The organism is Leisingera sp. ANG-M7 (genome assembly GCF_000813965.1).
Lineage (GTDB): Bacteria > Pseudomonadota > Alphaproteobacteria > Rhodobacterales > Rhodobacteraceae > Leisingera.
This window is the reverse complement of the sequence record NZ_JWLI01000026.1, coordinates 1-26,785: the sequence shown is the minus strand read 5'-3', so window position 1 is coordinate 26,785 and position 26,785 is coordinate 1. Positions and strand designations below refer to the sequence as shown.

Genomic DNA, 26,785 nt, shown 5'->3' with positions numbered 1-26,785 from the left:
GGCGGGTGCGGGCCTGGCAGGCAGCCGGCCCTTCCCCCCTGGGCTGCTGCCTTGTCTCAGCCGTGCCCCGGCGGGGTCTTTGCGGCGGCTTCCCTCAGCCGCTGCCCTCCTTGAGGGCGCCGGACATGCTTTGCAGCACCGGGCTGATCAGATAATCGGCCAGGGTCTGGCGGCCGGTCTCGATCATTGCCTGGGCCGGCATGCCGGGCAGCGCCCTGACATTGGGCAGGGCGGCAAGTTCGGCCTCATCGATGCGGATATGGACCGGGTAATAGGCCTGGCCGCTGGCCGCGTCGGTGGTGCTGCCGGCCGCGATCATCACCACCTCGCCCCGGACCGGCGGGGTGGAGCGGAAGCTGTAGGCGGTCAGCTGCACCCGCGCCTCGCTGCCCATCGCAACCTCGTCGATATCGGCCACGGCAACCTTGGTTTCCACCAGCAGGCCGGCTTCTGCGGGCATCAGCTCCAGGATGGTCTGGCCCGGTTCCACCACCTGGCCCAGGGTGTTGATCGCCAGCCCGACCACCCGGCCGTCCTGCGGCGCATGGATGGTCAGCCGCTCCGCCACGTCGCCAATGGCATCCAGCCGCTGACGCAGGTCCAGGGTCTGTTCCTGCACCGACTGGCTTTCGGCGGCGATCCGGGCGGCCCGGTCGCGCCCGGCCTGCAGCTGCCGTTCCTTCATCTCGCCGATCCGCTCCAGCACGTTGCCGCGGTCGCTTTCCAGCGCGCCGAGGGTGCCCAGCAGGCCGCTCTGCTGCATCTGCCGCTGGCTGATGCGGGTTTTCGGCACCAGCCCCTTTTCAAACAGCCCGGCCAGATCCGCCAGTTCGGTCTGCACCAGCGCCAGCTGGTCTTCGGTGGCCCGGATCCGGGCATCGCGGCCTTCAAGCTGATCCTCCAGCTGGCTGACGCGGGTGCGGATGATTTCCATCTGGCCCTCGTAAAGCGCCCGGTTGGAGGTGAGCAGATCCTGCTGCACCGCCACCAGCTGCGCCAGGTCCGGCGCCCGGGCGGTGAGCGCCTGCAGCTCCGCTCCCGGCTGCAGCATGCCGCTGTCCGCCAGTTCGGCCTGCAGCCGGGCCTGCTGCGCCAGCAGGCTGGCCAGCTGGCCGTTCAGGATCGCCAGCTGCGCCTGCACCCGGCGGCCGTCGAGCCGGGCAATCACCTCGCCGGCGCGGATCCGCTGGCCCTCAGCCACGTTCAGCTCGCGCAGGATGCCGCCCTCCAGATGCTGCACCGCCAGCCGGTCGCCGGCCACGTTGAACTCGCCGGGCGCCACCACTGCGCTGGTCAGCTCGGCCTGGGTGGCCCAGAACACCAGGCCGCCGAACAGGCCGAAGCCGCAGACCGCCATCCACAGCACCAGCTGGCGCACCCGGGTCGGCGGGTGTTTGGGCAGCGGCACATCCGGGCCGGCAAGGGCCGGCATCTGGTCGCGGAAGCCGCCCGGAGCCGCGTTCTGCACTGCTGTGCGGGCGGTCTCTGCGGCGCTGCGGGTCTCATTGTCCAGCAGGTTCATGCGCTTGCTCCCCGTGTGTCTGTGCCCCGTGTCTCCGGTCCCAGTGCGTCCGGCCCCTGTGTGTCTGCTCCCTGGCCCGGGCCGCCCTGGCTGTTGCGATGGCGGAAGGGAGCAATCTTAGGGTCGTCGGAATGCGCCTGCGGCCGGGCCAGCGGCTGCGCCGCCGCCTCAATCACATGGCGGGCCTCGCCGAAGCGCGCGATGCGGCCCTCCTGCAAGAGCGCCGCATGGCTGACCCGGCGCAGCAGGCTGAGCCGGTGGGTCACCGCCACCACGGTGGCGCCGCGGGCGCAGGCGGCTTCGATGGCGGTGGCCAGCGCCTCTTCGCCCTCGGGATCGAGATTGGCGTTGGGCTCATCCAGGATGATCAGCTTGCGGCCGCCGAAGAAGGCGCGCGCCAGGCCGATGCGCTGGCGCTGGCCCGCGGACAGGAACTCGCCGCGCGGGCCCACTTCGGCGTTGTAGCCGCCGGGCAGCGCCAGGATCATTTCATGCACCTGGGCCAGCTTGGCGGCGGCGACCACGTCGGAGGGCCGCGCGCCGGGGTCCATCAGGGCGATGTTTTCCGCCACCGTGCCCTGGAACAGCTCGACCCGCTGCGGCAGGAAGCCGACATACTGGCCGATCTGCGCCGGATCCCAGTCGCTGAGCGCGGCATCGTCGATGCGGATATGGCCGCGCACCAGCGGCTGCAGCCCGGCCAGCGCATGGGCCAATGTGGTCTTGCCCGCCCCCGAGGGGCCGATCAGCCCCAGCGACTGGCCCGGCTTCAGGTCAAAGGAGATGTCCAGCAGGAGCGGGTCCGGGCGGTCCGGCAGCACCACGGTGGCGCCTTCCACCGAGATCCGGCCTTCCGGCTCGGGCAGCTCCAGCCGCTCCGGCGCGTCGTCGAGATGGGCCAGGAACCGGTTGAGCCGCCCCTGCGCGCCGCGCGCGTTCAGAAAGGCGCGCCAGCCGGCAATCGACTGTTCCACCGGCGCCGCGGCGCGGCCCAGCAGGATCGAGGCGGCAATCATCAGCCCCGGGGTCAGCTCATTGTTGATCACCAGCACCACGCCGACGGCCAGCACCGCGATCTGCAGCCCCATGCGCACGGCCTTGGCCAGCGAGGTGATCAGCGCCACCCGGTCGGTGGCCAGGGTGTTGAACAGCAGCGCCGAAAACGCCTTGAGCTGCCAGCGCGCGATCAGCGGCCCGGTCTTGCCCATGGCGTGGATGAGGCCTGCGTTCTGCATCATTTCCGCCACCGCGGCATTGGTTTCGGCGGCCTGTTCGGTGGCTGCCGCCATCGGTTCGCGGGCGGCCATTTCATTGAACAGCGCCAGGGCGAACAAGAGCGTGATGCCCGCCAGCGCCACCAGGCCGAGGACCGGGCTGAACAGGAAGATCAGCGCCAGGAAGATCACCGACCAGGGCGCGTCCAGCAGGGCCAGGAACAGCGGGCTGGTGACAAAGCCGCGCAGATCCTGGATGTCGCGGATGGGCTCTGCGCGGGCCAGCGCCGGCGGCACCCGGCCGCCGATCATGCCGCCCAGCACGGCGGGGCTGAGCCGCGCCTCGAGCCGGGATCCGAGCCGCGCCACCAGGCGCTGGCGGATCATGTCGAAGAGAAAGAAGAACACCAGCGCGATGCAGGCGCCGGTGGTCAGGGCTATCAGGGTTGGAATGCTGCCCGAGGCCATGACCCGGGCAAACAATTGCAGCATGTAGAGCGGCGCTGTCAGGACTAAGAGGTTCACAAAGATGCTTGCTGTGAAGATGGCGGCAAGCACGCCCCGTTGACCGTCAAAAACCCGTCTTACCTTCATTGTCGTAGCCCCCCGGCTGCACGCGTTGAAGTTATGAATTCTGGAGAACAGCGCCCTGGTCCAAGGATGCAATCCTTGGCCGGGGACCAAATCGCTGTCCTGAACCAGGGCTGGACGGGCCCGGGGTTGCCCCCGGGCCCGCCGTTCCTATGGCTCAGACAGTGTGACCCCAGATGTTGTCGAAGCTGTCGTCAAAGCCGGTGTCGGATGTCAGCACGCGGATCGCCTCGTAGGAGCCCGCATCGCCGGTGGTCACGGCGTTGATGCCGACGCCGCCGATCGGGATGGCGTCCTGGCCCAGCGAGGTGTACGGCGCCTCGCGGCCGGTCAGGCCGAGCAGGTCGACGCTGTAGCCGCCCACCGAGATATTGGTGTCGGTGCCGTTGTCGGTGACCGTTGCGCCGCCGCCGTCCAGCGCTGCGAAGGCATCCTGCGCCGAGGTGCCGAGGCCTGCGCCGGTATTGGTGATGCGGAACAGCATGACATCATGGTCCTGATCGATGTCGAAGTCATGGACGGTGTCGGACCCGTCTGTCGACGAGAAGCTGACGCCGTTCCAGGTCAGATCGGCAATGAAGACATCCTTGCCGTTTTCACCATAGAGGTCATCGTCGCCTTCGCCGCCTTTCAGGAAGTCGTTGCCGTTGCCGCCGTTGAGCGTGTCGTCGCCGGCCCCGCCATCCAGGAAGTCGCCATGGGCGCCGCCGTGCAGGAAGTCGTTGTCGGCTTCGCCGTAGAGGCAGTCACGGCCGGCATCGCCGTACAGGCGGTCGTCGCCTTCGCCGCCTTCCAGCACGTCCCATCCGCGGCCGCCGAACAGCGTGTCATCGCCGCCTTCGCCGTCGAGGAAGTCGTTGCCGTCATGGCCGCACAGGGTGTCCTTGCCGGTGCCGCCCAGGACCACATCATGGCCGAATCCGCCGTTCATGTAGTCGTTGCCGGAGCCGCCTTCCATGTAGTCGTCGCCGCGGTTGCCGAACATGTCGTCGTCGCCGCTGTTGCCGAACAGGGTGTCCTTGTCGTTGCCGCCATGCATGGTGTCATCGCCGGAACCGCCGTAGAGCAGGTCCTGCCCGTCATCGCCGAACAGGCAGTCGTCGCCGTTTTCGCCGAACAGGGTGTCATTGCCAAGGTTGCCATAGAGGTGGTCATTGCCTTCGCCGCCGAAGCCCAGGTCATGGCCGCGGCCGCCGACGATCACGTCATTGCCGCCTTCGCCGAACATGGTGTCGTCGCCGGAGCCGCCGCGGATGCGGTCGTTGCCTTCCAGCCCCTCATCGATGGGCTCGTAGCAATCCGGGCAGTCGACCGGCTTCAGGCCGCTCTCCTGGGCCGCATGCAGCTGGACTTCGGGTTCCCCGTCGTCGTCGTCGCAGCAGCTCCAGTCGATCTCGTATTTGCCGGCCCGGGCGTGGTCGCCGAAGATCAGGTCGCCCTGGGCGCCGCCTTCCAGCACGTCATTGCCGGAGCCGCCGCGCATGGTGTCGCGCCCGGCGCCGCCATTGACGTCATCGCGGCCCTCGCCGCCGTCCATCAGGTCGTTGCCGCGGCCGCCCTGCATCAGGTCGTCGTCGGCTTCACCGAACATGGTGTCGTTGCCGCCCTGGCCGTCCATGGTGTCGTCGCCGTCACCGCCCAGCATGCAGTCGTCGCCGTCGACCTGCTCGTCCTTGTTGCCGGTGCCGCTGTCGGCGCCGAAGTCCAGGTCGTCATTCTGCGACTGGCGCTCGTCGCCGAACATCTCGTCATCGCCGGAGCCGCCGATCACCAGGTCGTCGCCGAGGCCGCCGGCCATCCGGTCGTTGCCGCCCTGGCCGTTCATCCGGTCGTCGCCGTCGCGGCCGTACATGGTGTCATGGCCGTCGGCTTCGGTTTCGCCGGACTGGCCCATGTCGCCCCACATCCAGTCATCGCCGCCTTCGCCGTCCATGCAGTCGTCGCCGAGCTCGCCATAGAGGTAGTCGCCGGCATCGCCTGCGGGATTGTCGCCGCCGGTGTCGCCGAAGATCTGGTCGTCGCCGGAGCCGCCGAACACGGTATCCTGATCCTCGCCGCCCAGCACGGTGTCATTGCCGGTCTCGCCGTCGATGTAGTCGCAGCCTTCCTCGCCGTCGATCCAGTCGTCGCCGTCGTCGCGCGGATCCAGCGGATCGCCGAGGCCGTCGGTGTCGCCGCCGAACAGATAGTCGTTGCCGGAGCCGCCGTAGATCTCGTCGTGGCCGTCCTGGCCTTCGATGTAATCCTGGCCTTCCTCGCCATCGAGCCGGTTGTTGCGCTCGTTGCCGTAGATCGCGTCATCGCCGGCGCCCGCGCGGGCGTTGTCGCCGGCATCGTGGTCGTTCAGGTCGATCACATTGCCGTCGGTGCCGCCCAGTTCGGTGGTGGCGTCATTATAGTCAGGATCGAATTTGTCATCGCTGTAGCGGATGTCGCAGGTCGGATCACAGACCTCCCAGTCGGGGTTACGGTCTTCAATACCCATGGTACATTTCCTCCTCGTTAACGGTGCGGGGCTGGGCAGCAAGCGGCTGCCCGGGTCCGTGCCCCTGCCAGAGCCGCGGTTCCGGTCCGGAAAGCGGCTGGCGTGAAAAAGGCGCCGTGGTGCCTTCTAGGGGTATTGCAGCGCATCCGCGCTGCCGCCGATGCCCCCAAATGGGGACAAAAACCGGTCTTCTAGCCGCCGGCCCCCAGCCAGGCTGCCAGGCTGTCCGCCAGCGTCTGCGCTGCGGCCTGCAGCGGCGCGTGCGCCCAGGCGCCGGCCGCCAGTGCGGCGGCCAGTGCGGCACCCGCCGCCAGCCCCCCGAGCCAGCGCCGCCGCGGCTTCGGGGCGGCCTGAGCCAGCGCCTCGGCCAGGGCTGCCCTCAGGACCGGTTCGAACTCGATCCGGAGCGCGCCTTCCATCCGGTTCACCGCCGCCTCCAGCTGATCGATGCGGGTGGTCAGCGCGGCACGGTCGGCCGCGGCCTTCTGCGCCGCCTGTGCGCCCAGCCCCTCGTTGAGGGTGGCGAACAGCGCGACGATGCGCTTGTGCAGCTCCACCAGGTCGGCCTGGGCCGCCAGCGGCACCTCGCCTTCGCGCAGCACATCGGCGATCTGCGCCAGCACCGCGGCGCTCAGCCGCGGCGGCTGCACCGGCGCGGTCCCGGCGTCTGCGGCTGCCGACTGCGGCGGCCCGCCCGCCGGATCCTGTTCCGGGCGCTTCTGCGCGCCCGAGCGGGCGGTCTGGGCCGCGGCGGCGGCAGGGGCGGGTGGGCCCTGGAAGGGCGCATCGAGCGTCAGCTTGTTCATGACGCCCTCCCCAGCGAGGCCTGCCAGGTCAGCCGCTGCGCCATCTCGGCGCGGCCGGCCGATTGCAGCTTGGCCAGCACCCGCTTGGCATAGGTGTTGAAGGTCTGCTCCTTGAGGCCGGCGATATGCGCCGCCTCGCGGTTGGACAGGCCGAGCTGGATCAGCGCCGCCACCCGGGCCTCGGCCGGCGACAGGCCCATCTTCTGGGCCAGCATCTCGATGCGGCGGCGGTCGGGCTGGCGCGGCAGGATCGCCACCACCAGCGGCCGGTCGGCGCCGCCGCAGCGGTAGCGGGTCAGCGAGACCGGCAGCCGCATGCCGCTCTTGCGGTCCTCCAGGAACAGGATCAGCTCGCGCGCGGGCTGGCCGGAGGCGGATGCGCCGCCGCGGCGCGCGCGGGCGCACTCGGCCACTGCCGCGTAAAAGCCTGCGGTCTCGCCGGGGCGGGCGCAGCAGAGGCGGCCGGAGCGGTCGCTCAGCAGGTCGCCGCCATCGAGCATGTCGCGCCCGGATTCATTGCAATGCAGCAGCTCACCGTCGGCGTTGAGCACCAGAACCGCGCTGTCGGTCTTCTTGGAGACGGTCCACAGAAGCGCGCTGGTCACCGCGGCCTGGGTTTCGCCGGCCAGCTCGCGCAAGGCATCCTCGCGCAGCACCGGCCAGATCGCCTGCAGGATGTCGCCGCAATGGCTGTCATGGGGGCCGCCGCCGAGCTGCAGCGCGATCAGATCCTCGCTGCCGTCCTCGAAGGCGCAGGAAAACAGCGCCCAGCCGCGCCCGGCAGCCAGATCCCGGGCCAGGTCCGGATGCTGCGGCAGCCGGGCCGCCAGCGCCTGCGCCGCGGCACCGCCCGGGCGCCGCCGCTGCAATGTTCCGGCCGCGCCCGGATGCAGCTGGCGCCGCAGCGCCGCCGCCGCGGGGCCGGAACCGGCGGCCCCCAGGGCTGCATCGCTGGTCAGCACCGGCGCCTTGCGGTGCCCCGGCTGCACCAGCGCCAATTGTGTCAGAGAAGAGATTTGCCTTTGCAGAGCCTTAGAAAACAATAACCTGTCCGTTCGGGAAACGGACTCACCCAACATAACCATGTTGCCCCCCGGCATGACATAATGAATGTCTTGAGGGTAGCACGCCGGCTGCAGGGTCAAACCGGGCAGAGGGGGTACGCCAAAGGCAGGGCCGGGCAGGCGGCGGCGGGCAAAATACCACCATGGGGGTAGCCGGAGAGGGCGGACAGGGCGAATCGTTGAAACCACAGGTTGTTTCGATGCCAAGATGAAATCTCTTAAAATTGTAGAAACCGAATTGGAAACATAGCGTTTCCGCTTTGGATACACTGCCAAGGGCGTAGCAGAGCCCGGGCGGATCGCATGAAAAAACAGCCGGATAGAGGCCGCCGCCCGGGCCCGTGCACCGGCGGGCGGGCAAAAAGCACTGCTCCGGGAGGGGAAGTTCCTTAACAATAAAGGGTAGATTCGCTACGGTTTATCCACAGCAATGCGCATCAGACGTGTTTGAAGGCCTGTGCGCGCGGCCTGGCCCGGGATGTTTTCCCGGGCGTGTTCTGTATTTATCACGATCCGGAAACGGCGGCGCGGGGGCGCTGCCGGGGCCCAGGCGGCAGCAAGCAGGCGGTATGTGTTCCGGGGGGCGGCAGCGTATTGCCAGTCCGGCGGTCTGCGGGGGCAGGCCCGCCAAAAAAGCACGCTCCAAGGGACGGGCCGGGTCAGCGATCCGGCATGTTACGAGTAAAGGAGTTTTTATGCCTGTTCACGTTGTGGGGGAAAGCAGGCTTCTCAGGGACATGTTTCTGACCATCTGTGAAGCAAACGACTATGAGACCGGGCGCTGTTGCGGCGCCCTGGCGGAATTGCCGCCGCTGACCGCACAGGACATGGTGCTCTGCTACAGCCATGCCGGCGGCACCGAGCTGCAGGAGGAGCTGCAGGCCTTCCGCATCCGCAACGGCGCGGTGCCGCTGATCCTGATCACCGGCGACGGCTGCCCGGTCTCCGCCCAGAGGCAGCTCAGCCGGTATGCCGAGGCGGTGATCCCGGAGCGCAAATCGGCCGGCGCGCTGATCGCGGCGCTGCAGGTGGTGCAGGACGGCTACCGCATCGTGCTGTCCGGGGCGCCGGAGACGCTGAGCGGAGCGGAACCGGAGCGGCCGGCAGGGGCGGCGGCGCAGGGGATGGAAGCCTCCGCCCGGCCGCAGCCGCGGCACGGGCTGTCGGACCGCGAGCAGCTGATCCTGGCCAAGCTCACGGAGGGCGCCACCAACAAGAGCATCGCCAACGAGCTGGGCATCTGCGAGGCGACGGTGAAAGTGCATCTGCGCACCTGCTTCCGCAAGATCGGCGCCAAGAACCGCACCCAGGCCGCGCTCTGGGCCTCCGAGCAGCTGCCGCCGCAGATGCAGCGCCACTGACTGCGCGAAGCCCGGGGACGGGCACAGGAGCAGGCACAGGAACAGGCGCCCCGGCCCGGACAGGGCCGCAGGCGCTGCTTGCCGGATGCGGGCGGGGCCGGGGCCCGCCGCATCCGGCCGGTGGGCAAAATTTTTGAAATCTTCTGCCGAGGCTTTTCTGAAAAGCCTCGGGCGCCGCTGCGGGGCGTTTGTTTTGCTGAGAAGCGCTTGAGCGGCAGATCTGCCTCTCAAGGCGCCCTGCCTATTTTGGGAACGGGCGGAAACGGCCTGAACAGAGCCTGTTCTGCCGCGCCTCCGGCTAGACCTTGATCCTCCGAGCCTCCGGCTACAGTTTTAGTCTCCGTGCCTCCGGCACGAGCGCATTGATCTGCGCGATATGCTCCGGCAGGCAGCGGGTCAGGAAGTCGTATTTCTCCACCACATGAGCGCGGGCTGCCGGGCCGATACGGGCGTAGCCGGCGGGATTGGCCAGCACATCCGCCACCTGATCGGCCAGCGCCTCCGGGCTGAAGAAATCAACTAGCAGCCCGGTCTCGCCATGGGTGATCGCCTCGCGCACCGGCTCGACATCCGCCGCCACCACCGTGGCCTGCATCGCCATCGATTCCAGCAAGGACCAGCTGAGCACGAAGGGCATCGTCAGATAGATGTGGCAGCGGCTGATCTGGATGATCCGGCAGAGGTCGTCATACGGCACCTTGCCGAGGAAATGCACCCGGCTCCAGTCGACGCTGCTGCCCAGCTCATCCTCCATCTCGCCGCGCAACCCGCCGGGGTGCTTGCTCTCGGCGCCATAGGAGGTCTCGCTGCCGCCGATCATCAGGATGCGGGCATTGGGGCGGGCCGCCTGGATCCGGGGCAGGGCGCGCATCATGATGTGGAAGCCGCGGGCGCGCTCCATGTTGCGGGCAATATAGGTGACCACCTCGTCGTCGCGGGTGAGCGGCGTGCCGAGCCGCCCGAGGCTGACCGAGGCTGCGGGATCGGGTTTCAGCCTGTCGGTGCGGATGCCGTCATGGCAGAGATACATGCGGTCGCGGAAACTGGCCGGAAACCGGTCGCGCTGCCAGGCGGTGGGCACATGGCCGAGGTCGACCTGCTCGATGCTGGCGTAAGGAACAGAGTTGCGCGCCTCGGCAAAGAAATAGGCCTGGTCGTTGGCGGGGTTTTCCGGATCAAAGCCGACCAGCCCGCCGGTGGTGCGGTAGAAATACTCGAAGAAGCCGATGACCGGCACATCGGGGTAGGGGTCCTTCATGAACAAAAGCTCGCCCCAGCCGGTGTGGCCGATGATGATGTCGGGGGTGAAGCCCTGCGCCTTCAGCTCGCGCGCCGCCAGCGCTGCGCCAAGGCCGGACCCGGCCGCCGCCTCCCAGTCCCTGGAGAGGCCGAAGGCATCCTTGGCGGGGGTGCGGAAGGGCTTGTAGGACACGGTTCTGATGCCCGGCAGCTGCAGGCCCTGGCGCTGGGTCAGAAAGACAATTTCATGGCCGCCTTGCGCTGCCAGCCAGGGGGCCAGCTCGCGGTACTGGCCCGGCATGTTCTGATGCACAAACAAAATCTTCATGGGGTATGCTTGCCGGGGCGGGGCAGGGGATGCAAGCGCGGGCGCGCGGCGGGCGGAGTTCTGCCCCGGCTGTTGCCCTGCCGCCAGCGCGGGGCTAGGAGTGGGCGCAGATTTGGATGCGGTGATGCGAGGACGGAATGCAGGTTGAGGACACAGGTCTGCCGGGGCTGAAGGTGCTGACCCCGGCGCGGTTCGGGGATGCGCGGGGGTTCTTCAGCGAAAGCTGGAACAAGCGGCGGATGCAGGAGGCCGGGATCGATCTGGATTTCGTGCAGGACAACCATTCGGTCTCGGCGGAGACCGGCACCCTGCGCGGGTTGCATTTCCAGTCGCCGCCCCATGCCCAGGACAAGCTGGTGCGCTGCGGCCAGGGCGCGCTGTTTGATGTGGCGGTGGATATCCGCAAGGGCTCACCGGCTTACGGCCAGTGGTTCGGCATCGAACTCAGTGCGGAAAACGGCAAGCAGCTCCTGGTGCCCAAGGGCTTCCTGCACGGGTTTATCACAAGGGCGCCCGGTACCGAGGTGGTCTATAAATGCACCGATTATTATGCGCCGGACTGCGACGGCGCGGTGGCCTGGGACAGCTGCGGCATTGACTGGGGGTTTGACGGCAGCCCGGTGCTCAGCGGAAAAGACGCCGCGGCGCCGGCCCTCGCGGATTTCGACAGCCCCTTTGTCTGGGAAGGATAAGATATGAAGCTTCTTGTGACCGGCGGCGCCGGCTTTATCGGATCGGCAGTGGTGCGGCTGGCCATCGCCCGCGGCCATCAGGTGGTGAACCTCGATGCGCTCACCTATGCCGCCTGCCTGGACAATGTGGCGGCAGCGGCTGAAAGCCCGGACTATGCCTTCGAGCAATGCGACATCCGCGACCGCGCCGCATTAGACACTGTTTTTGAGCGCCACAAGCCGGATGCGGTGATGCATCTGGCGGCCGAAAGCCATGTGGACCGCTCGATCGACGGGCCGGGCGATTTCATCGAGACCAATATCACCGGCACCTTCAACATGCTGGAGGCGGCGCGCAAATACTGGACCCAGGCGGGCAAGCCGGACACCTTCCGCTTCCACCATATCTCAACGGACGAGGTTTACGGCAGCCTGCCCGCCGACCCGTCGGTGCAGTTCACGGAAGACACATCCTACGATCCGCGCTCGCCCTATTCCGCCAGCAAGGCCGCCAGCGACCATCTGGTGCGCGCCTGGGCCGAGACCTACGGGCTGCCGGTGGTCCTGACCAACTGCTCCAACAACTACGGGCCCTATCACTTCCCCGAAAAGCTCATTCCGGTGGTGATCCTGAATGCGCTGGCGGGCAAGGAACTGCCGATCTACGGCGACGGTTCCAACGTGCGCGACTGGCTCTATGTCGAAGACCACGCCGATGCCCTCCTCCTGGTGGTGCAGCAGGGCGCGTTGGGCCGCTCCTACAATATCGGCGGCGAGAACGAACGGTCGAACCTGGAGCTGGTGAACACGCTGTGTGAAATCCTGGACCAGAAGCGCCCGCGCGCGGACGGCAAGTCCTACAAGGACCAGATCACCTTTGTCACCGACCGCCCGGGCCATGATGCGCGCTATGCCATTGACCCCACCCGCATCCGCGAAGAGCTGGGCTGGCGCCCCTCGGTGACGGTTGAGGAAGGGCTGGAGAAAACCGTGCAGTGGTATCTGGACAACGAGCCCTGGTGGCGCGCCCTGCAGGACCGCGACGGCGTCGGCCAGCGGCTGGGCACCGGAAAGTGAGCCGTCCGGGCCGGCGCACCCCTCTGTTGCGGAAAGGAACCCCAGTATGAGCATTCTGGTATTCGGCAAGACCGGCCAGCTGGCCCGCGAACTGGCGGCGGATGAAACCGTCACCTGCCTGGGCCGCGATCAGGCGGATCTGAGCAACCCGGCAGCCTGTGCTGCCGCGATCCGGCAGGCGGCGCCTGAGGCCGTGATCAATGCCGCCGCCTATACGGCTGTGGACAAGGCCGAGAGCGAAGAGGCGCTGGCCGGCGTGATCAACGGCGCAGCCCCCGGCGCGATGGCAGCGGCCTGCGCGGAACTGGGCATTCCTTTTGTCACCGTCTCCACCGACTACGTCTTTGACGGCAGCGGCGATGCGCCCTGGCAGCCGGGGGATGCCACTGCGCCGGTGAACGCCTATGGCCGCTCCAAGCTGGCAGGCGAGGAGCTGGTGCGCGCCGCGGGCGGGGTTCATGCGGTCTTGCGCACCTCCTGGGTGGTGTCGGCGCATGGCAACAACTTTGTCAAAACCATGCTGCGGCTGGGGAAAGAGCGGGAGCGGCTGACCATCGTTGCCGACCAGATCGGGGCGCCGACGCCGGCAAGGGATATTGCCGCGGCCTGCCTTGCGATGGTGCAGCAGCTGATGGCGGATCCGGGCAAATCCGGCATCTATCATTTTGCAGGCCAGCCGCAGACCAGCTGGGCGGATTTCGCGCGCGAGATCTTTGCCCGGGCGGATGTGGCGTGCGCGGTGGAGGACATCCCCACCTCCGCCTATCCGACGCCGGCGGCGCGGCCCCTGAACTCACGGCTCGATTGCGCCGCATTAGACACTGTTTTTGGTATCCCGCAGCCGGACTGGCGGCTGGGGGTGAATGATATTCTGAAGGAATTGGGAGAATTGGCATGACCGCAAGAAAAGGCATCATCCTGGCTGGCGGCTCCGGCACCCGGCTCTATCCGATCACCATGGCGGTCAGCAAACAGTTGCTGCCGCTCTATGACAAGCCGATGATCTACTACCCGCTGTCTGTTCTGATGCTGGCGGGCATCCGCGAGATCTGCGTGATCACCACGCCGCAGGATCAGGAGCAGTTCATCCGTCTCCTGGGCGACGGCAGCCAGTGGGGGGTGGAGCTGACCTATGTGGTGCAGCCCTCGCCCGACGGGCTCGCCCAGGCGTTCATCCTGGCGGAAGACTTCCTGGCAGGCGCCCCTTCGGCGCTGGTGCTGGGCGACAATATCTTCTTTGGCCACGGGCTGCCGGACCTCTTGGCGGCGGCAGACAGCCATGCGGCGGGCGGCACCGTCTTCGGCTATCACGTCGCCGATCCGGAACGTTATGGCGTGGTGGATTTCGACGCGGACGGCAAGGCCCGCGAGATCATCGAGAAGCCGCCGGTGCCGCCCTCGAACTACGCGGTGACGGGGCTTTATTTCCTGGATGGCAGCGCGCCGGAGCGGGCGCGGGCGGTGCAGCCCTCGCCCCGCGGCGAGCTGGAGATCACCGATCTGCTGCAGAGCTACCTGAACGAAGGGAGCTTGCGGGTCGAGACCATGGGCCGCGGCTATGCCTGGCTGGACACCGGCACCCATGGCTCGCTGCTGGATGCGGGCAACTTCGTGCGCACGCTGGAAAAACGCCAGGGGCTGCAGACCGGCTGCCTGGAGGAAATCGCCTATGAGCAGGGCTGGATCGATACCGCGGCACTGGAGGCGCGGGCCGAGCTGTTCAAGAAGAACAGCTATGGCGCCTATCTGAAGGGGCTGCTGAAGTAAGCCCGCCTGAGTGAGCCTGCCGGACAGGCAGGCTTGGAAGACCTGCCGGGAAGGCCTTGAAGGCGCAGCCGCCCTTCAAGGCCTTTTCTTTTGTTCAGGCTGTCCGCGTCAGGGATGAGCGGGCCGGGATCCTGGCGGGCCCCTATTCGATCACCCCGGCGCGGCTGAAGACGCCGAAGAAATTGCCGAAGATGTTGGAGATCGTCAGCACGTCGTTGACCGGCGATTCCGTGGCCATCACCAGGTCGCCCGGGTTGATCTGGAACTGCCGTGCCGAGAACAGCCCGTCGGCGGAGGTCAGATCAAGCGAGAACACCACCCGCTGCTGCCGCGGTCCGCGCACGCCGGGCGCAACGGCCGACGCGGGGTAGTCGCGCAGCACCAGCAGCCCCTTGGGATCGGCCTTGCCGTCCTGGAAGCCGCCCGCCACCGACATCGCGTCCATCGCCGACATCTCGTCCTTGGTGAAAATATGCAGGTCTTCCTTGCCGGTGGCGCCGAAGGAGAGGAAATAGCGTTCGTCCTCTTCGACAAACACCCGGTCGCCGCCGCGCAGGAGGGTGTCGAGATGCGGGTCGTTCAGCAGGCTGTCGACCGAGGTGCCATAGATGCTCTGGCCGCGCACCAGCCGGATCTGCGGGTTGTTCAGACTGGCGCTGATGCCGCCGCCCGCTGAAATCAGCCCCATCACCGTATAGTTGCGGTCGGGCATCGGATAGGTGCCGGGCTGGGCAACGCCGGAGACCAGATCCACCGAATTGCCGCGCCCCTCGGCCATCGCCAGCTGCACCTGGGCCGACGGCACCACCGGCTCCAGCGCCTCCTGCAGCTTGCGGCGCGCCAGATCCGGGGTCAGCCCGTTGACGTTCACATCGCCCACATAGGGCATGAAAATGGAGCCGTTGGCGGCCACTTTCATGTCCTGAAGCTGCACCATCTTCTGGTCGAGCGAGGTCAGGAGCGAGTTGTCGTTGCTGTCCCAGATGCTGAGGGACAGGAGGTCGCCGGGCTGGATGATCTGGGTGCGGGCGCCCTGGCGGGCGTGCAGCCAGCTCAGATGCTCCTGCTTGCCGGTCGGCGGCCAGGCGGCCACCGTCGGCAGCAGCGCCCGGTTCACCTTGTAGAGCGCGAAATTGGCATCCGCCTCGCCTGATTCCTTCAGGATCTCCTCGCTGGCGGGGGCGCCGCCGGGCAGGCGGGAACAGGCTGCGGGCAGAAGGCAAAGGCCGGCAGCGGCCAGCCAGGGAAGGAATTTCAGCATAAGATGCCTGTTCTTGACGTGCTCGCCCCGCCCGGATTCATGCCGGGGGAACCGCTTTGATTTTTGTCTGCCCAAAGGATACTGGGCTGGGCAAGAGGGTTCAACAGAAACGGGCAGCAGCAATGGCGAAACCCGCGGTATTGGTTCTGGGTGCAACAGGGCGCATCGGGCGGCTGCTGCAGCTGTGCCCGCCTGCAGGCCTGGATCTGCGCCTGCAGACGCGCCGGGAACCGTCCCGGAACGGCACCGGCAACATGGCTGGAGACTGGCACATCTTCGATCCGCTGGCGGAGCCTGCCGCGCTGGCCCGCGCCGCTGCCGGCGCCGGTGCGATTCTCTGCCTGGCCGGGCCTGTGCCCGGGCGCGGGGCGGGGGGGATGGCGGACCATATCCATCTGGGCGAAGCGGCAGTGCGGGCCGGAGCAAGCGCAGGCTGCCGGGTGCTGCTGGCCTCCTCGGCGGCGGTTTACGGCGCTGCCTCCGGACTGCTGGAGGAGGACGCAGCCCTGCAGCCCGCCAGCGCCTATGGCGAAGCCAAGGCGGAAATGGAGGCGCGCGCCGCGGCTCTGGGGGCAGACCTGAGGGTGCCGGTCTGCGCCTTGCGGGTCGGCAATATCGCGGGTTTTGACGCAGCCCTGGGCGGCTGGCGCCCGGGCTTCAGCCTGGATGTGTTTGCCGGCGGCGCCACGCCGCGGCGCAGTTATTGCGGCGTGCAGAGCCTGGCGCAGGTGCTGGGCGCGCTGCTGCAAGCACCCGCGCTGCCGCCTGCACTGAATGTGGCGCAGCCCGGCACCGTGGAGATGGGGGCGCTCCTGCAGGCCGCGGGCCTGGGGTTTTCCGCCCGGCCCGCACCGCCCGCGGCGATCCCGGAGGTGGCGCTGGATGTCTCCCGCCTGCAGGCGCTGCTGCCCGCAAAGCTGGCGGCGGCGGATCCCGGCGCCATGGCCGCGGAGTGGGCCGCATTAGAGCCGTATTTCACCAAGGAGCAGAGCCGCTGATGACCTGGCGCAAACGGATTTTCGACCTTTTCTTTGCCAGCTTGCTGATCGTGGTGCTGGGGCCGGTGCTGCTGCTCCTGATGGGCTGGCTGTTGTGGAAGGAAGGAAGGCCGCTGTTCTATGTGGCAGAGCGGATGAAGGGGGTGGACCAGCCGTTCCGCCTCTGGAAACTCAGGACGATGACGGTGGTGGCGCGCGATTCCGGCGTCTCCGGCGGCGACAAGTCGGCCCGCATCACCCGGACCGGCGCCTGGCTGCGGGCGAAACGCCTGGATGAGTTCCCGCAGCTGTGGAACATCCTGAGGGGCGATATCTCCTTTGTCGGGCCGCGCCCGCCCCTGCGCCAGTATACCGAGGCGCATCCGGAGCTTTATGCCCGGGTGCTGAAATCGCGCCCCGGCGTCACCGGGCTGGCCTCGATCACCTATCACAAGCATGAGGCGGCGCTGCTGGCCCGCTGCCGCAGCACCGCGGAAACCGATGCCGTCTACTCCCGGCTCTGCGTGCCGGCCAAAGCGCGGCTGGACCTGATCTACCAGCGTCATCAGAACATGTGCTTTGACTTCGACATCGTGTTCCAGACCATTGGCAATATCTTCCGCAAGGGGTAGGCGGGCGCCCGCTGTGTCGCGTATAGATTGCAGACAGTACGGCCGGGCAGGCCGGACCCGGCGGCCCGGCCTGTCCGGCGGGTTTCCGCCGCAGGCCGTTTTGCGGGGCAGGAGAATCCGGCTATGATTGAAACTGTGTTTTATCGGCCGCGCACCGGGTTTCAGCGTATCGGAGCCGTGTTTGATTTACCTTTTTCTGCTATCCGGCAGCCAGGGGCTGCGCGCGGGCGGCAGCGGACAATAACAGGGCAAGAAATGCAGGCATCCGAGGGCAGGCAGGCATGTACAATCTGATCAGCGCGCTGTCGCGCAAACAGAAATCCTGCGTCTTCCTGGCGGTGGATCTGGCACTCTTGCCGCTGGCGCTGCTGTTCACCCTGGCGGTGCAGCCGCTGCCGGAGCCGGCGCTGGCCGTGCTGGCGCAGCTGATGCCGCTGCTGCCTTATGTGATTGCGGCCGCCGCCGTGCTGGCACTGTGGCTGGGGCTGCCGCATGTGCAGCTCAACGCCTACGAGCGCTATGCCGCGGCGCAAAGCGCCCTGCTGGCAGGCGGCAGCGCGCTGGCGCTGGCCGCGCTCACGGCCGTCTTCGGGCCGGGGCTGGGCCCGGGCACCCATGTGGTGTTTGCGATCTGCTATTTCCTGTCGATGGCCGCGGCCCGCACCGCGATGCTGCAGCTGGTGCTGATGATCTACCGCCGCGCCAAGCCGCGCTGCCGGGTGCTGATCTACGGCGCCGGCACCACCGGCACCCAGCTGGCGCAGGCGCTGAAGGCGCATGACGGCATCGACCCGGTCGCCTTTGCCGATGACAATTCCTCGCTGCAGGGGCTGACGCTGGTCGGGCTGCCGGTGTTCGCGCCCGCCCGCATCGCCGATGTCGTGGAAAGCCGCCAGATCCGCCGGGTGCTCCTGGCGATGCCCTCGCAAAGCCAGCCGCGCCAGGCGCAGATCACCCGGCGGCTGCAGAAACTGGGGCTGGAGGTGCAGGCGCTGCCCTCCTTTGCCCAGCTCATTGGCGAGGAGGCGCTGGTCGACAAGCTGACGCCGGTGGCGCCGCAGGCCTTCCTGGGCCGGGCCGCGCGCGATGTGCCGCTGAAGGAAGCGGCGGGCTCCTACCAGGGCAAATCGGTGCTGGTCTCCGGCGCCGGCGGCTCGATCGGTTCGGAGCTGTGCCGCCAGGTGCTGGCCTGCCGCCCGTCGAAACTGGTGCTGTTCGAGCTCAGCGAGCTGGCACTCTATACCGTGCATCAGGAGCTGGGGCCTCTGGCCGAGGACGCGGGCATCGCGCTGGTGCCGGTCCTGGGTTCGGTCACCGATCCGCGCCAGGTGCGGATGGTGCTCAATACCCATGCGGTGCAGGTGGTGCTGCATGCGGCGGCTTATAAACATGTGCCGCTGGTCGAGGCGAACCCGCTGCCGGGGCTGGCCAACAACGTCTTCGGCACCCAGACCCTGGCCCGTGCCGCGGCCCGGGCAGGGGTGGAGCGGTTCATCCTGATTTCCTCCGACAAGGCGGTCAATCCGGCCAATGTGATGGGCGCGTCCAAGCGGATGGCGGAACTGATCGTGCAGGATCTGGCCACCCGTTTCGGCGGCGGCACAGTGTTCACCATGGTGCGCTTTGGCAATGTGCTGGGGTCAAGCGGCTCTGTGGTGCCCTTGTTCCAGGAGCAGATCAGCCGCGGCGGTCCGGTCACGGTGACCGATCCCAATGTAAAGCGCTACTTCATGACCATCAGCGAGGCGGTGCAGCTGGTGCTGCAGGCGGGCGACATGGCCCGGGGCGGCGAGGTCTTCGTGCTGGATATGGGGGCGCCGGTGCCGATCCTGCAGCTGGCCCGCCAGGTGATCGAAAGCGCAGGCCACAGCGTGCGCGACGCGGAGAACCCTGAAGGCGATATCGGGATCGAGATCATCGGGCTGCGCCCCGGCGAGAAGATGGAGGAGGAGCTGACTTTAAGCGAAGAGCTGATCCATACCCGCCATCAGAAGATCTTCTGCGCCCGCGAGACCGTGCTGTCGGAAATCGAGGTGGCGGGCTTTTTGCGCAGCCTGCGCCAGGCGGTGGCCGCGGGCGACGAGGCGGCGGCGCTGCAGGTGGTGGCGCATTGGGTCGAGGGGTTCCCGCCGCGCCCGGATGCGGCCGGCCAGGGGCTCTGAGGCAGGCCGGGGCCGGGCATCCTGCCCGGGCTGCGGCCCGGACTGCGGCCTGGGGGCTGCACCGCCGGCAAAAGCGCAAACCCCGGCACCGCAGCGATTGATCCGGCCCGGCCTTCCATGCTCTAAGCGGGGCAGCAGATAACAAGGCCGGGGCTGCAGCACCCGGCAGCAGGCAGTTCCGAGAAGGCAGGTTTCCCCGTGACCCCGATCAAGACCCTTGTGCGCAGGACCGTTCCGGCAATGCTGCTGTGCCTGGCCGCCGCCCCGGGCCAGGCAGAACAGCCGCAGACGGCCCCGGAAACCGGGCCGGGATCCGCCGCCGCGGCGCCGCAGCTGAAGCCGCTGCCGCCCGCCAGCCTCAATTTCTACGGCTCCCCCGGCCTCATCGACCTGCCAAGCGCGGAGATGCTGCCGGACGGCCAGTATGCGGTCACCTATTCCTGGTTTGCCGGCATCTCCCGCTACAACATGACCTTCCAGGCGCTGCCCTGGCTGTCGGCCAGCTTCCGCTACAACGGCATCCAGGACCTGAACCTGTTCGGCTTCAGCACCTATTACGACCGCGGCTTCGACGTGCGCGCCCGGCTCTGGCGCGAGCGGCGCTGGCTGCCCGAAGTCACCATGGGGCTGCAGGATTTCGCCGGCACCGGGATCTATGCGGCAGAGTATTTCGTCGCCACCAAACGGTTCGAGGGCCAGGCTCTGGGCTGGGGCAGGGGGCCCGGGCGGCTGAAGCTCACCGGCGGCTTCGGCTGGGGGCGGCTCGGCAGCAACGGCGGCATCGCCACCACCGGCGGCGCCCGCCCCAGATTCGTCGGCGGCGACACCGGCGGCGAGCTGGCCACCGACCAGTGGTTCCGCGGCACGGTGTCCCCCTTTGCGGGCTTCGAATGGCAGCCGGACGAGCGCTGGAGCTTCAAGGCGGAATATTCCACCGATGCCTATGTGACCGAAACCCGCGAGTCGGATGTGTTCGAGCACAAGTCGGCCGCCAACTTCGGGGTCGAATACCAGCACTCGGAGCGGCTGCGCCTGGGCGCCTATTACCTTTACGGCTCAGAGTTTGGTTTCACCGCCCAGATCCAGCTCAATCCCAAGCACCCGCCGACACCGATGGCGGTGCCCGCACCGCATCCGGTTGTGCCGCGCAGCCACTGGGCCACCGAACAGGCGCACTGGAGCCGGGACTGGGCCGCCAGCGAGGCCAAGCAGCGCCAGATCCGCGGCCTGGCGGCAGAGGCGCTGAAGGCGGACGGGCTGGTGCTGGAGGCAATCACCCTTGAGGGCACCCGGGCCGAGCTGCGCTACCGCAACCCGCGCTACCGCTCGGCAGGGCAGGCGGCCGGCCGTGCCGCCCGCGCCCTGGCGCAGACGCTGCCGCCCTCGGTGGAGACCTTCCGCCTGGTGCCGGTGCACCGCGGCACCGGCCTCGCGGCGGTCGAGATCCGCCGCTCCGACCTGGAGGCGCTGGAGTTCGACCCCGATGCCCCGGACGCGCTGTTTGCCGCAACCGGGGTCAGCGAGGCCGGGCCGCTGCCGCCGGATGCGCTGTTCTCCGCAGAGCTGTACCCGGCTTTCGCCACCTCGGTCAGCCCCTATACCCGGCCGGCCTATTTCGACCCCGACCAGCCGTTCCGGCTGGATGCCGGCGTCGATTTCGCCGCCTCCTATTCGCCCGCGCCCGGCTGGCGCATCGCCGGCGCCATCCGCCAGCGGCTGGGCGGCAATGTGAAGAACGGCCGCGCCTCCGACTCGGTGCTGCCGCATGTGCGCACCGACCAGGTGGAATATGCCCAGTTCGGGACCACCCTGGAAAACCTCTATGTCAGCCGCCTGTGGAAACCGGGCCGCAATCTCTATGCCCGCGCCAGCGCCGGCCTGTTCGAGAGCATGTACGGCGGCATTTCCGGCGAGGTGCTGTGGAAGCCGGTGAACAGCCGCCTCGGCCTCGGCATGGACCTGAACTATGTGGTGCAGCGCGATTTCGACCAGCGGTTCTCCTTCCGCGATTACCGGGTGCTGACCGGCCATGCCTCGGCCTATTACGAGCTGGACCGCGGCTATCAGCTGCAGGTGGATGCGGGCCGCTACCTGGCCGGCGACTACGGCGGCACCTTCAGCCTGAACCGGGAGTTCGACAACGGCTTCCTGGTCGGCGCCTTTTTCACCCTCACCAATGTTTCTGCCGAGGAGTTCGGAGAGGGCTCCTTTGACAAGGGCTTCCGCTTCCGCATTCCGGTGGACTGGCTCCTGGGCAAGCCGTCGCGCTCCAGCTTCGGCCTGACCATCCGCCCGACCCAGCGCGACGGCGGCCAGAAGGTGGTGGTGCCGGACCGGCTCTATGATCCGGTGCGCGCGGCCCACCGCCGCAGCCTGGAAGAACAGCGCGCGAGGTTCTGGGAATGACACTGATCCGATTGACCGCCGCGCTGGCCGCAGCCCTGCTGCTGCTGGCGTCCTGCGCCCGCGGCCCCGAGGAGAAACCGGGCGAACTGGAAGTGCTGCAGGCGGTGGGCGAACAGATCAGCCGCCGCCGCAAGCCGGCACCGCCCGCCGCGGCGCTGACCCGGGCGCTGCTGGACCAGCAGCCGCAGAATTACATCGAGGTCGCCATCGAGAATCGCGATGCCAAGGCCTATCTGACCCGCACCCTGGAGCGCCGCGACAGCCATCCCGGCACCATCGAGGTCTGGCGCACCCAGGACAATGTCGCGCTCGCCTTCCGGCAGGGCATGGTGATTGCCACCCGCGGCCTCGGCGGCGGCCTGCTGTCGGCTGAGGTGCCGGCCGCAGAGGGCGTTGGCGGCCCGGCCCGCGGCGGCGCCCGGCGCTACACTTTGCGCGCCGACGGCAACGGCCAGAGGGTGGTGAACATGGCCTGCAGGCTGCACGACCTGGGCCCGGAGACGGTGGAGATTGTCGAAATCACCCGTTCTGTCCGCCATCTGCAGGAGTATTGCGAGGGCGCCGGCGGGGTGGTGGTCAACGATTACTGGGTTGATTCGCGCCCGGGCCGCGCCCTGGTCTGGCAGTCGCGGCAATGGGCCGGCGCAGAGACCGGATATGTGCGGATCCGCCACCTGCAGCGCTGAGGCCGTTTCGAATCTTCTGCCCGCCTCTCGCGGCTTTGCCGCAACGGGCGGAGAAAATCGGCCGTGCAAACCGGATTTCAACTGTTTTGCAGCTATTCCATGCGTTGAAATGAAAACCAGCCTCCCCTAAGGTCGCCTCAACGCGTCTTTCACAGTTCTCCAAAGGAGTTTGACATGAAGAATCTTCTGACTGCCCTGACCCTGGCCGCACTGGCCTCCGCAACTGCCGTTTCGGCTCAGCAAGTCGCACCCGCCCCGGCGGCAGGTGCAGGTGCTGGCAGCGGTGCTGGTGCAGGTGCCGCTGCAGGCGCAGGCGCAGGCGCAGGCGCTGGTGCAGGTGCCGGCTTTGCCGTGGGCGGCCTGAGCGCTGCTGCCGTGGGCGGTATCGTGGCCGCTGCCGTTGTGGTCGGCGTGGTTGCCAATGACGACGATACCACTGGCACCACCGGCACCACCAACTGATGCCGGGCGCGCCCCAGGGGCGCAGCCAAGACTTCTGGAAACGGGCCCGTGAGGGCCCGTTTTTTCATGCGGCTTTATGGGCCTCAGGCCGGCCGTCTCAGCGGAACAGCCGGTCCCCGTCTCCTCTGCCGGGCAGGAACCGGAAGCTGGCGGGTCAAGAGACGCGTCCGTCTTGCAGGGATCCGGCCCCTTCACAGCGCCAGCCTTGCCAGCCCGCTGCCGCCCAGGTCCAGCTCCCACAGGCGGAAGCCCTCCAGGGTGCCGTTCAGCGTATGGCCCAGGGCAAGGCCCTGCCCGGCAAGGTCCGGCAGGCCGCTGGCGGCGGCGGGTGCCGTCATCTCCCGGTTTGCGGCCCCCTGGATTTCCGCCGCGCTGCAGCGGCCGGCATGGGAGAACGGCACATCCGTCCCCGGTGCCCTGCCCGGGGCTGCGGCCCGAGCCAGGGATTGGGCGCCGCCGGTTTTCTGAACAAAGGCCATGCGCCCGGTATCCGCTCCGCTTGTGGACAGCTCAGAGCGGATGCAGTTGCTGCCGTCCGCCTGCCAGGCAAAGGGAACTACCGTGGCGCCGGCATCCTGGTCGGCATAGGACATATGCCCCTGAACCGCCACGGTGACCGCCTCCGGCATCACCGCCGGCAGCACCGGCGCGCGGATCTCCAGCGTTTCTGCGGAGCGGGTGACGGGGGTGCCGCCGGTGGGAATGCAGGAGGAGGGCGTGGCGCCGGCTTCGGCCTGGATCATGTCGATGTCGAGAAAGGCGCCTGCGGAGATCTCCTTGCCGCCGCTGATGTCACTGAACAGCCCCGCATAGAGGGCATCTGAAACAAGCGGGGTGACCACCGCCCAGATCCGCGCAAGGCCCGGGCCAAGCGGGTCGATGCCGCAGTCCTCCCATACCCCGTTGATCTGGCTGGTCAGCGCGTGCAGGTCGAAGCCGACCCCGACGCCGCTGTTGCCGAACCCCCAGAACCCGGCAAACCGGTGGCCGTCTGTCCGCACGATTGCGGACACAGTCATCCGGGTGCCGACGGATCCGACACCTGTCTGCAGCAGGCCGCAGTCGCCGGTGCCGGCGCCGGAGGCGGTCATCCGGGTCATGGTGGCCGGTCCTCTTGGCCCGCCGGATGCTGCCGGCGCGAGGGACACCTGCAGCTTTGACCAGGCCCCGTTTCCAAAATCGCTGTTGTGCAGCACCCGGTTTGTCCGGGCTTCGCTTTCGATCACCAGCCCGGCGGGCCGGCCGTTTGCATAGGCGTTCCGGCGCGGCAGCCAGACCGGTGCTGCGCCGGTTGGCACATATTTCCCGAACCCTGCCCCCAGCGCATTGTCCGGGTTGTCCGCCATGCCGCCCAGATCCGAGCGGTACAGCCAGAACCGGGTGACCGGGCCGCTGACCGTCACGGCGAGGCTGCCGGCGGCGGCCGTCAGCGTCACCGGCGCGTCTTCGGCGGCGGTTCCGGACCCGGCCCCGCTCAGCTGCACCGACCCGGTGCCCGCCATTGCCAGTGTATAGGCGGCGCCTGCGGTGACCGTGACGCTCTGGCTGGCCGGCGCTTCACTGTTCAGCAGCAGGTTATGGGTGTTCCAGACCAGGTGCCCGGCGGCATCGGCAAAGCAGCACAGGCCGCCGCCATAGGCCAGCATTTCGCCGAAGCTCCTGCGGGCGCCGGCCAGGAAGTAGCGGTCGCGGCGGAAATCCAGATCGATCAGCGCGCCGGGCGGAAACGGCCGCCGCTGGACGGTTGCGCCGGTTGCCGGCAGGCCGGCCCCCAGCATCAATACCACCCCGCGACGGCGGCTGTGGTGCCGGTTGCCTCGATCCCGGCGGCCGAGAAGGGCAGGATTTCCCCGGCCGTGACCGGATAGACGATGACGGTTCCTGCCGCATCGCGGACGGCCAGGTCCCCGCCTGCGACAACCCGCAGAACGCGCGGGCGCACCGGCAGGTCGGTGCCATCCTGGGGGGTGATGGCGAACTGGGTTTCTGCCGGGCTTTCCAGCCCGCGGCGATGGCTTGCGAACGGATCGGTTTGAGGCATGTGTGTACTCCAGAAATTGCAGACGTGATGAACCCTGCGTCCCGAATCCTCCGATGGCTGTATGGTGGCCCGCCCGGGTTAAAGCCGGCAAAACCGGGCGTGCGCCGGACGGGCGTCTGCCGCAACACCTTGCCGGGGCTGCGGCGGCACCGGTACGGTCTGGAACTCTGCCTGCCATCTGGTACTATGCGGAAAAGAAGCGGAGCGGGCAGGCAGGCGGTGGCGCGGCTTGGGAACAAGGACCTCTGACAGAAAGATGCGCTGTTCTTGACATGAGCAATCCTGAAGCGAATTTACAGCCGGGCTGGATGTCTAAGCCGGTCACCGTGCGGCTTTTCATTCTCCTTGCCGTGGTCATGGCCGAGGCCGCGGTCCTGCGCCTTCTCACCTTTGAAACCAATCAGTTCGATTGCAGGAATGTGTCTGCATATGCGCTCTGCCGGAGCATGCGCACGCTGCCTCTGTGCGTTCTCTTTATGGGCGTTGCCGTTGTTCTGATGAGCCTTGCCCGCCCCCGGCTCTGGCAAAGCTATATGCGGCTGGCAGAGACGGCTGCGGGCTGGCGGCTTGTTCCGGCCGCCATGCATCTGTTGGGGGCGGCGCTGGTGCTGGCGCCGCTTGTCTGGTTCCCGCTGCCGGACCTGGAGGCGCAGTTTATCCGGGTGGTGCCGGTGTTCTTGTCCGGGGCGGTGCTTGCCTTTTTCGGCACGGCGCTCTGGCTGTTGCCACTGCGCGCCTGGAAGCAATGGTTCTCCGGCAATGGCGCCTTCCTGCCGCTTGTCGCCGCGGGCTTTTTCCTTCTCCCGCTTGTGGTGGAGGTCATTGGCCTGTTCTGGGGGGAAAACCGGGTCCTGACCTGGCTGACATTCCAGGGGGTGAGCTTTGCCTTTGACGTGATAGGGCTGGAAAGCTTCAACGTGCCCAGTGAGCTTCTCATTGGCCTGGAGGGGTTCACGGTCTATGTCGCGGCTGGCTGTTCCGGCGCAGAGGGGATGGCCCTGGTGACGGTTTTCATGGGGCTTTATGCGCTGGTGGCCCGCCAGACGCTGCGCATGGCGCCGTATTGGATGGTGCTGTTTCCCGTTGCGGTCGCTTTGAGCTGGGTTTTGAACATCGTGCGGATTTCTGTTCTGATCTGGCTGGGCGCCAATGTTTCGCCGCAGCTGGCGGTGGACGGGTTTCATTCCTATGCCGGCTGGCTGGCGTTTTCGGTTCTGGCACTTGGCATCCTGATTGCCGCCCATAACATGCCGCTGTTCCGCGAGGCGGCGGCGGCCGGCGGGGAAGGCCCGGGAACGTCCTGGGCGGCGGATCCGCTGTTTGCCAAATTCGTGCCCTTCATCCTGTTCATGATGAGCGGCACGCTCACCCCGCTGTTCTGGGAAACCCCTGCCGATGGCTACCCGCTGCGGGTGGCCTTCATGCTGCTGGGGCTGGGGCTGTTCTGGCCTGCGCTGAAGACTTTCCGCTGGCAGGCGGGCCCGGCTGACTGGCTCACCGGATGCGCGGTGGCGGCGCTGTGGCTCTGGACCGCCCCGGAGACCGCCGCTGCCGCTGCCGGGGCGCCGGATCCGTTCTGGATCCTCTGCCGCCTGCTGGGCACGGTGCTCTTGGTGCCGGTGATCGAGGAGCTGTTCTTCCGCGCCTATGTGCTGGAGCGCATCGCAGGCAGCCCCGGCGCGGCGCCCTGGCGGGCCCTGGCGGGGCTGGCGGTGAGCAGCCTGCTGTTTGCCGCGCTGCATGACCGCTGGCTGGCCGGTGCCCTGGCGGGGCTGGCGTTCGGGCTGCTGTATCTGCGGACCCGCCATCCTGGCGGGGCGGTTCAGGCGCATATGCTGGCCAATGCGCTGATTGCGGCCGCGGCCCTTGCTTCTGGTGATTTCGGGCTGATCTGACCGGGCTTTCGCGGGCTGCGCCTGCGGCGGCAGGCTGCGTTAAGATCCCTTAAAATTTTCCTAACATGCGGGCTAAAGTGTTGATAATGTACTAACTTTTGCCACATCCGCACCCCAGCGCGCACGCAGGGGGTGTCT

Annotated in this window: 21 protein-coding genes; 12 read left to right on the top strand and 9 right to left on the bottom strand. The window is 67.8% G+C overall.

The window, feature by feature from the left end:
* Positions 1-94 precede the first annotated feature (94 nt).
* The 5 genes from RA26_RS20860 to RA26_RS20840 form a co-directional block, all read right to left on the bottom strand.
* Positions 95-1,522, bottom strand: a complete 1,428-nt coding sequence (locus RA26_RS20860; RefSeq protein ID WP_039187167.1) for an HlyD family type I secretion periplasmic adaptor subunit — start codon at positions 1,520-1,522, stop codon at positions 95-97.
* On the bottom strand, positions 1,519-3,261 hold the full coding sequence (locus tag RA26_RS20855) for a type I secretion system permease/ATPase (RefSeq protein WP_241482706.1): 1,743 nt from the start codon (positions 3,259-3,261) through the stop codon (positions 1,519-1,521). Before RA26_RS20855 ends, RA26_RS20860 begins: the two co-directional genes overlap by 4 nt.
* 223 nt (positions 3,262-3,484) lie before the next feature.
* A complete protein-coding gene (locus RA26_RS20850) occupies positions 3,485-5,812 on the bottom strand; it encodes a hypothetical protein (RefSeq protein WP_039187165.1) in 2,328 nt (775 codons plus the stop codon).
* A gap of 191 nt (positions 5,813-6,003) precedes the next feature.
* Positions 6,004-6,618: a hypothetical protein gene (locus tag RA26_RS20845; protein ID WP_052272520.1), complete on the bottom strand. Its 615-nt coding sequence runs from the start codon at positions 6,616-6,618 to the stop codon at positions 6,004-6,006.
* Positions 6,615-7,607, bottom strand: a complete 993-nt coding sequence (locus RA26_RS20840; protein WP_241482709.1) for a helix-turn-helix transcriptional regulator — start codon at positions 7,605-7,607, stop codon at positions 6,615-6,617. The genes RA26_RS20845 and RA26_RS20840 overlap by 4 nt, the downstream gene beginning before the upstream one ends.
* 812 nt (positions 7,608-8,419) lie before the next feature.
* On the opposite strand from RA26_RS20840, the gene RA26_RS20835 reads away from it, so the two are divergent.
* Positions 8,420-9,043: a LuxR family transcriptional regulator gene (locus RA26_RS20835; RefSeq protein ID WP_082015901.1), complete on the top strand. Its 624-nt coding sequence runs from the start codon at positions 8,420-8,422 to the stop codon at positions 9,041-9,043.
* 325 nt (positions 9,044-9,368) lie between these two features.
* Here the strand turns inward: RA26_RS20835 and RA26_RS20830 are convergent, their stop codons facing one another.
* Positions 9,369-10,610, bottom strand: coding sequence for a glycosyltransferase family 4 protein (locus RA26_RS20830; protein ID WP_039187162.1), 1,242 nt, complete (start codon positions 10,608-10,610; stop codon positions 9,369-9,371).
* A 137-nt stretch (positions 10,611-10,747) separates the two neighbouring features.
* On the opposite strand from RA26_RS20830, the gene rfbC reads away from it, so the two are divergent.
* The 4 genes from rfbC to rfbA are packed head-to-tail and all read left to right on the top strand — an operon-like array spanning position 10,748 to position 14,125.
* Positions 10,748-11,302, top strand: a complete 555-nt coding sequence (gene rfbC, locus RA26_RS20825) for a dTDP-4-dehydrorhamnose 3,5-epimerase (RefSeq protein WP_039187161.1) — start codon at positions 10,748-10,750, stop codon at positions 11,300-11,302.
* Between the two features lie 3 nt (positions 11,303-11,305).
* Positions 11,306-12,358: a dTDP-glucose 4,6-dehydratase gene (rfbB, locus tag RA26_RS20820; protein ID WP_039187159.1), complete on the top strand. Its 1,053-nt coding sequence runs from the start codon at positions 11,306-11,308 to the stop codon at positions 12,356-12,358.
* 46 nt (positions 12,359-12,404) lie between these two features.
* Positions 12,405-13,256 (top strand): dTDP-4-dehydrorhamnose reductase, encoded by an 852-nt coding sequence (gene rfbD, locus RA26_RS20815; RefSeq protein WP_039187157.1) that lies wholly within the window; start codon positions 12,405-12,407, stop codon positions 13,254-13,256.
* Entirely contained in the window at positions 13,253-14,125 is an 873-nt protein-coding gene (gene rfbA / locus RA26_RS20810; RefSeq protein ID WP_039187155.1) for a glucose-1-phosphate thymidylyltransferase RfbA, read from the top strand. The genes rfbD and rfbA overlap by 4 nt, the downstream gene beginning before the upstream one ends.
* A gap of 142 nt (positions 14,126-14,267) precedes the next feature.
* On the opposite strand, the gene RA26_RS20805 is transcribed toward rfbA, so the two are convergent.
* Complete coding sequence (locus RA26_RS20805) at positions 14,268-15,386, bottom strand: polysaccharide biosynthesis/export family protein (RefSeq protein ID WP_039187154.1); 1,119 nt, start codon at positions 15,384-15,386, stop codon at positions 14,268-14,270.
* 122 nt (positions 15,387-15,508) lie between these two features.
* Between RA26_RS20805 and RA26_RS20800 the strand changes: the two genes are divergently transcribed.
* The 6 genes from RA26_RS20800 to RA26_RS23055 all read left to right on the top strand — a co-directional run bounded on the left by RA26_RS20800 (position 15,509) and on the right by RA26_RS23055 (position 22,711).
* Positions 15,509-16,384, top strand: coding sequence for an NAD-dependent epimerase/dehydratase family protein (locus RA26_RS20800; protein ID WP_039187151.1), 876 nt, complete (start codon positions 15,509-15,511; stop codon positions 16,382-16,384).
* Positions 16,384-16,995, top strand: coding sequence for a sugar transferase (locus RA26_RS20795; RefSeq protein WP_039187150.1), 612 nt, complete (start codon positions 16,384-16,386; stop codon positions 16,993-16,995). The genes RA26_RS20800 and RA26_RS20795 overlap by 1 nt, the downstream gene beginning before the upstream one ends.
* Before the next feature lie 281 nt (positions 16,996-17,276).
* Entirely contained in the window at positions 17,277-19,157 is a 1,881-nt protein-coding gene (locus RA26_RS20790) for a polysaccharide biosynthesis protein (protein WP_039187148.1), read from the top strand.
* Between the two features lie 198 nt (positions 19,158-19,355).
* On the top strand, positions 19,356-21,563 hold the full coding sequence (locus RA26_RS20785) for a YjbH domain-containing protein (protein WP_039187146.1): 2,208 nt from the start codon (positions 19,356-19,358) through the stop codon (positions 21,561-21,563).
* The gene (locus tag RA26_RS20780) at positions 21,560-22,249 is read left to right on the top strand and encodes a YjbF family lipoprotein (RefSeq protein ID WP_052272518.1); all 690 of its coding nucleotides are present in this window, start codon (positions 21,560-21,562) and stop codon (positions 22,247-22,249) included. The genes RA26_RS20785 and RA26_RS20780 overlap by 4 nt, the downstream gene beginning before the upstream one ends.
* Before the next feature lie 174 nt (positions 22,250-22,423).
* Positions 22,424-22,711, top strand: a complete 288-nt coding sequence (locus RA26_RS23055; protein WP_039187145.1) for a hypothetical protein — start codon at positions 22,424-22,426, stop codon at positions 22,709-22,711.
* Between the two features lie 191 nt (positions 22,712-22,902).
* Here the strand turns inward: RA26_RS23055 and RA26_RS20770 are convergent, their stop codons facing one another.
* Together RA26_RS20770 and RA26_RS20765 are read right to left on the bottom strand one after the other, a co-directional pair.
* Positions 22,903-24,489 (bottom strand): phage head spike fiber domain-containing protein, encoded by a 1,587-nt coding sequence (locus tag RA26_RS20770; protein WP_039187143.1) that lies wholly within the window; start codon positions 24,487-24,489, stop codon positions 22,903-22,905.
* The gene (locus RA26_RS20765) at positions 24,489-24,752 is read right to left on the bottom strand and encodes a spike base protein, RCAP_Rcc01079 family (RefSeq protein WP_039187141.1); all 264 of its coding nucleotides are present in this window, start codon (positions 24,750-24,752) and stop codon (positions 24,489-24,491) included. The genes RA26_RS20770 and RA26_RS20765 overlap by 1 nt, the downstream gene beginning before the upstream one ends.
* A gap of 272 nt (positions 24,753-25,024) precedes the next feature.
* On the opposite strand from RA26_RS20765, the gene xrtE reads away from it, so the two are divergent.
* Positions 25,025-26,647, top strand: a complete 1,623-nt coding sequence (gene xrtE / locus RA26_RS20760; RefSeq protein ID WP_052272517.1) for an exosortase E/protease, VPEID-CTERM system — start codon at positions 25,025-25,027, stop codon at positions 26,645-26,647.
* Positions 26,648-26,785 lie beyond the last annotated feature (138 nt).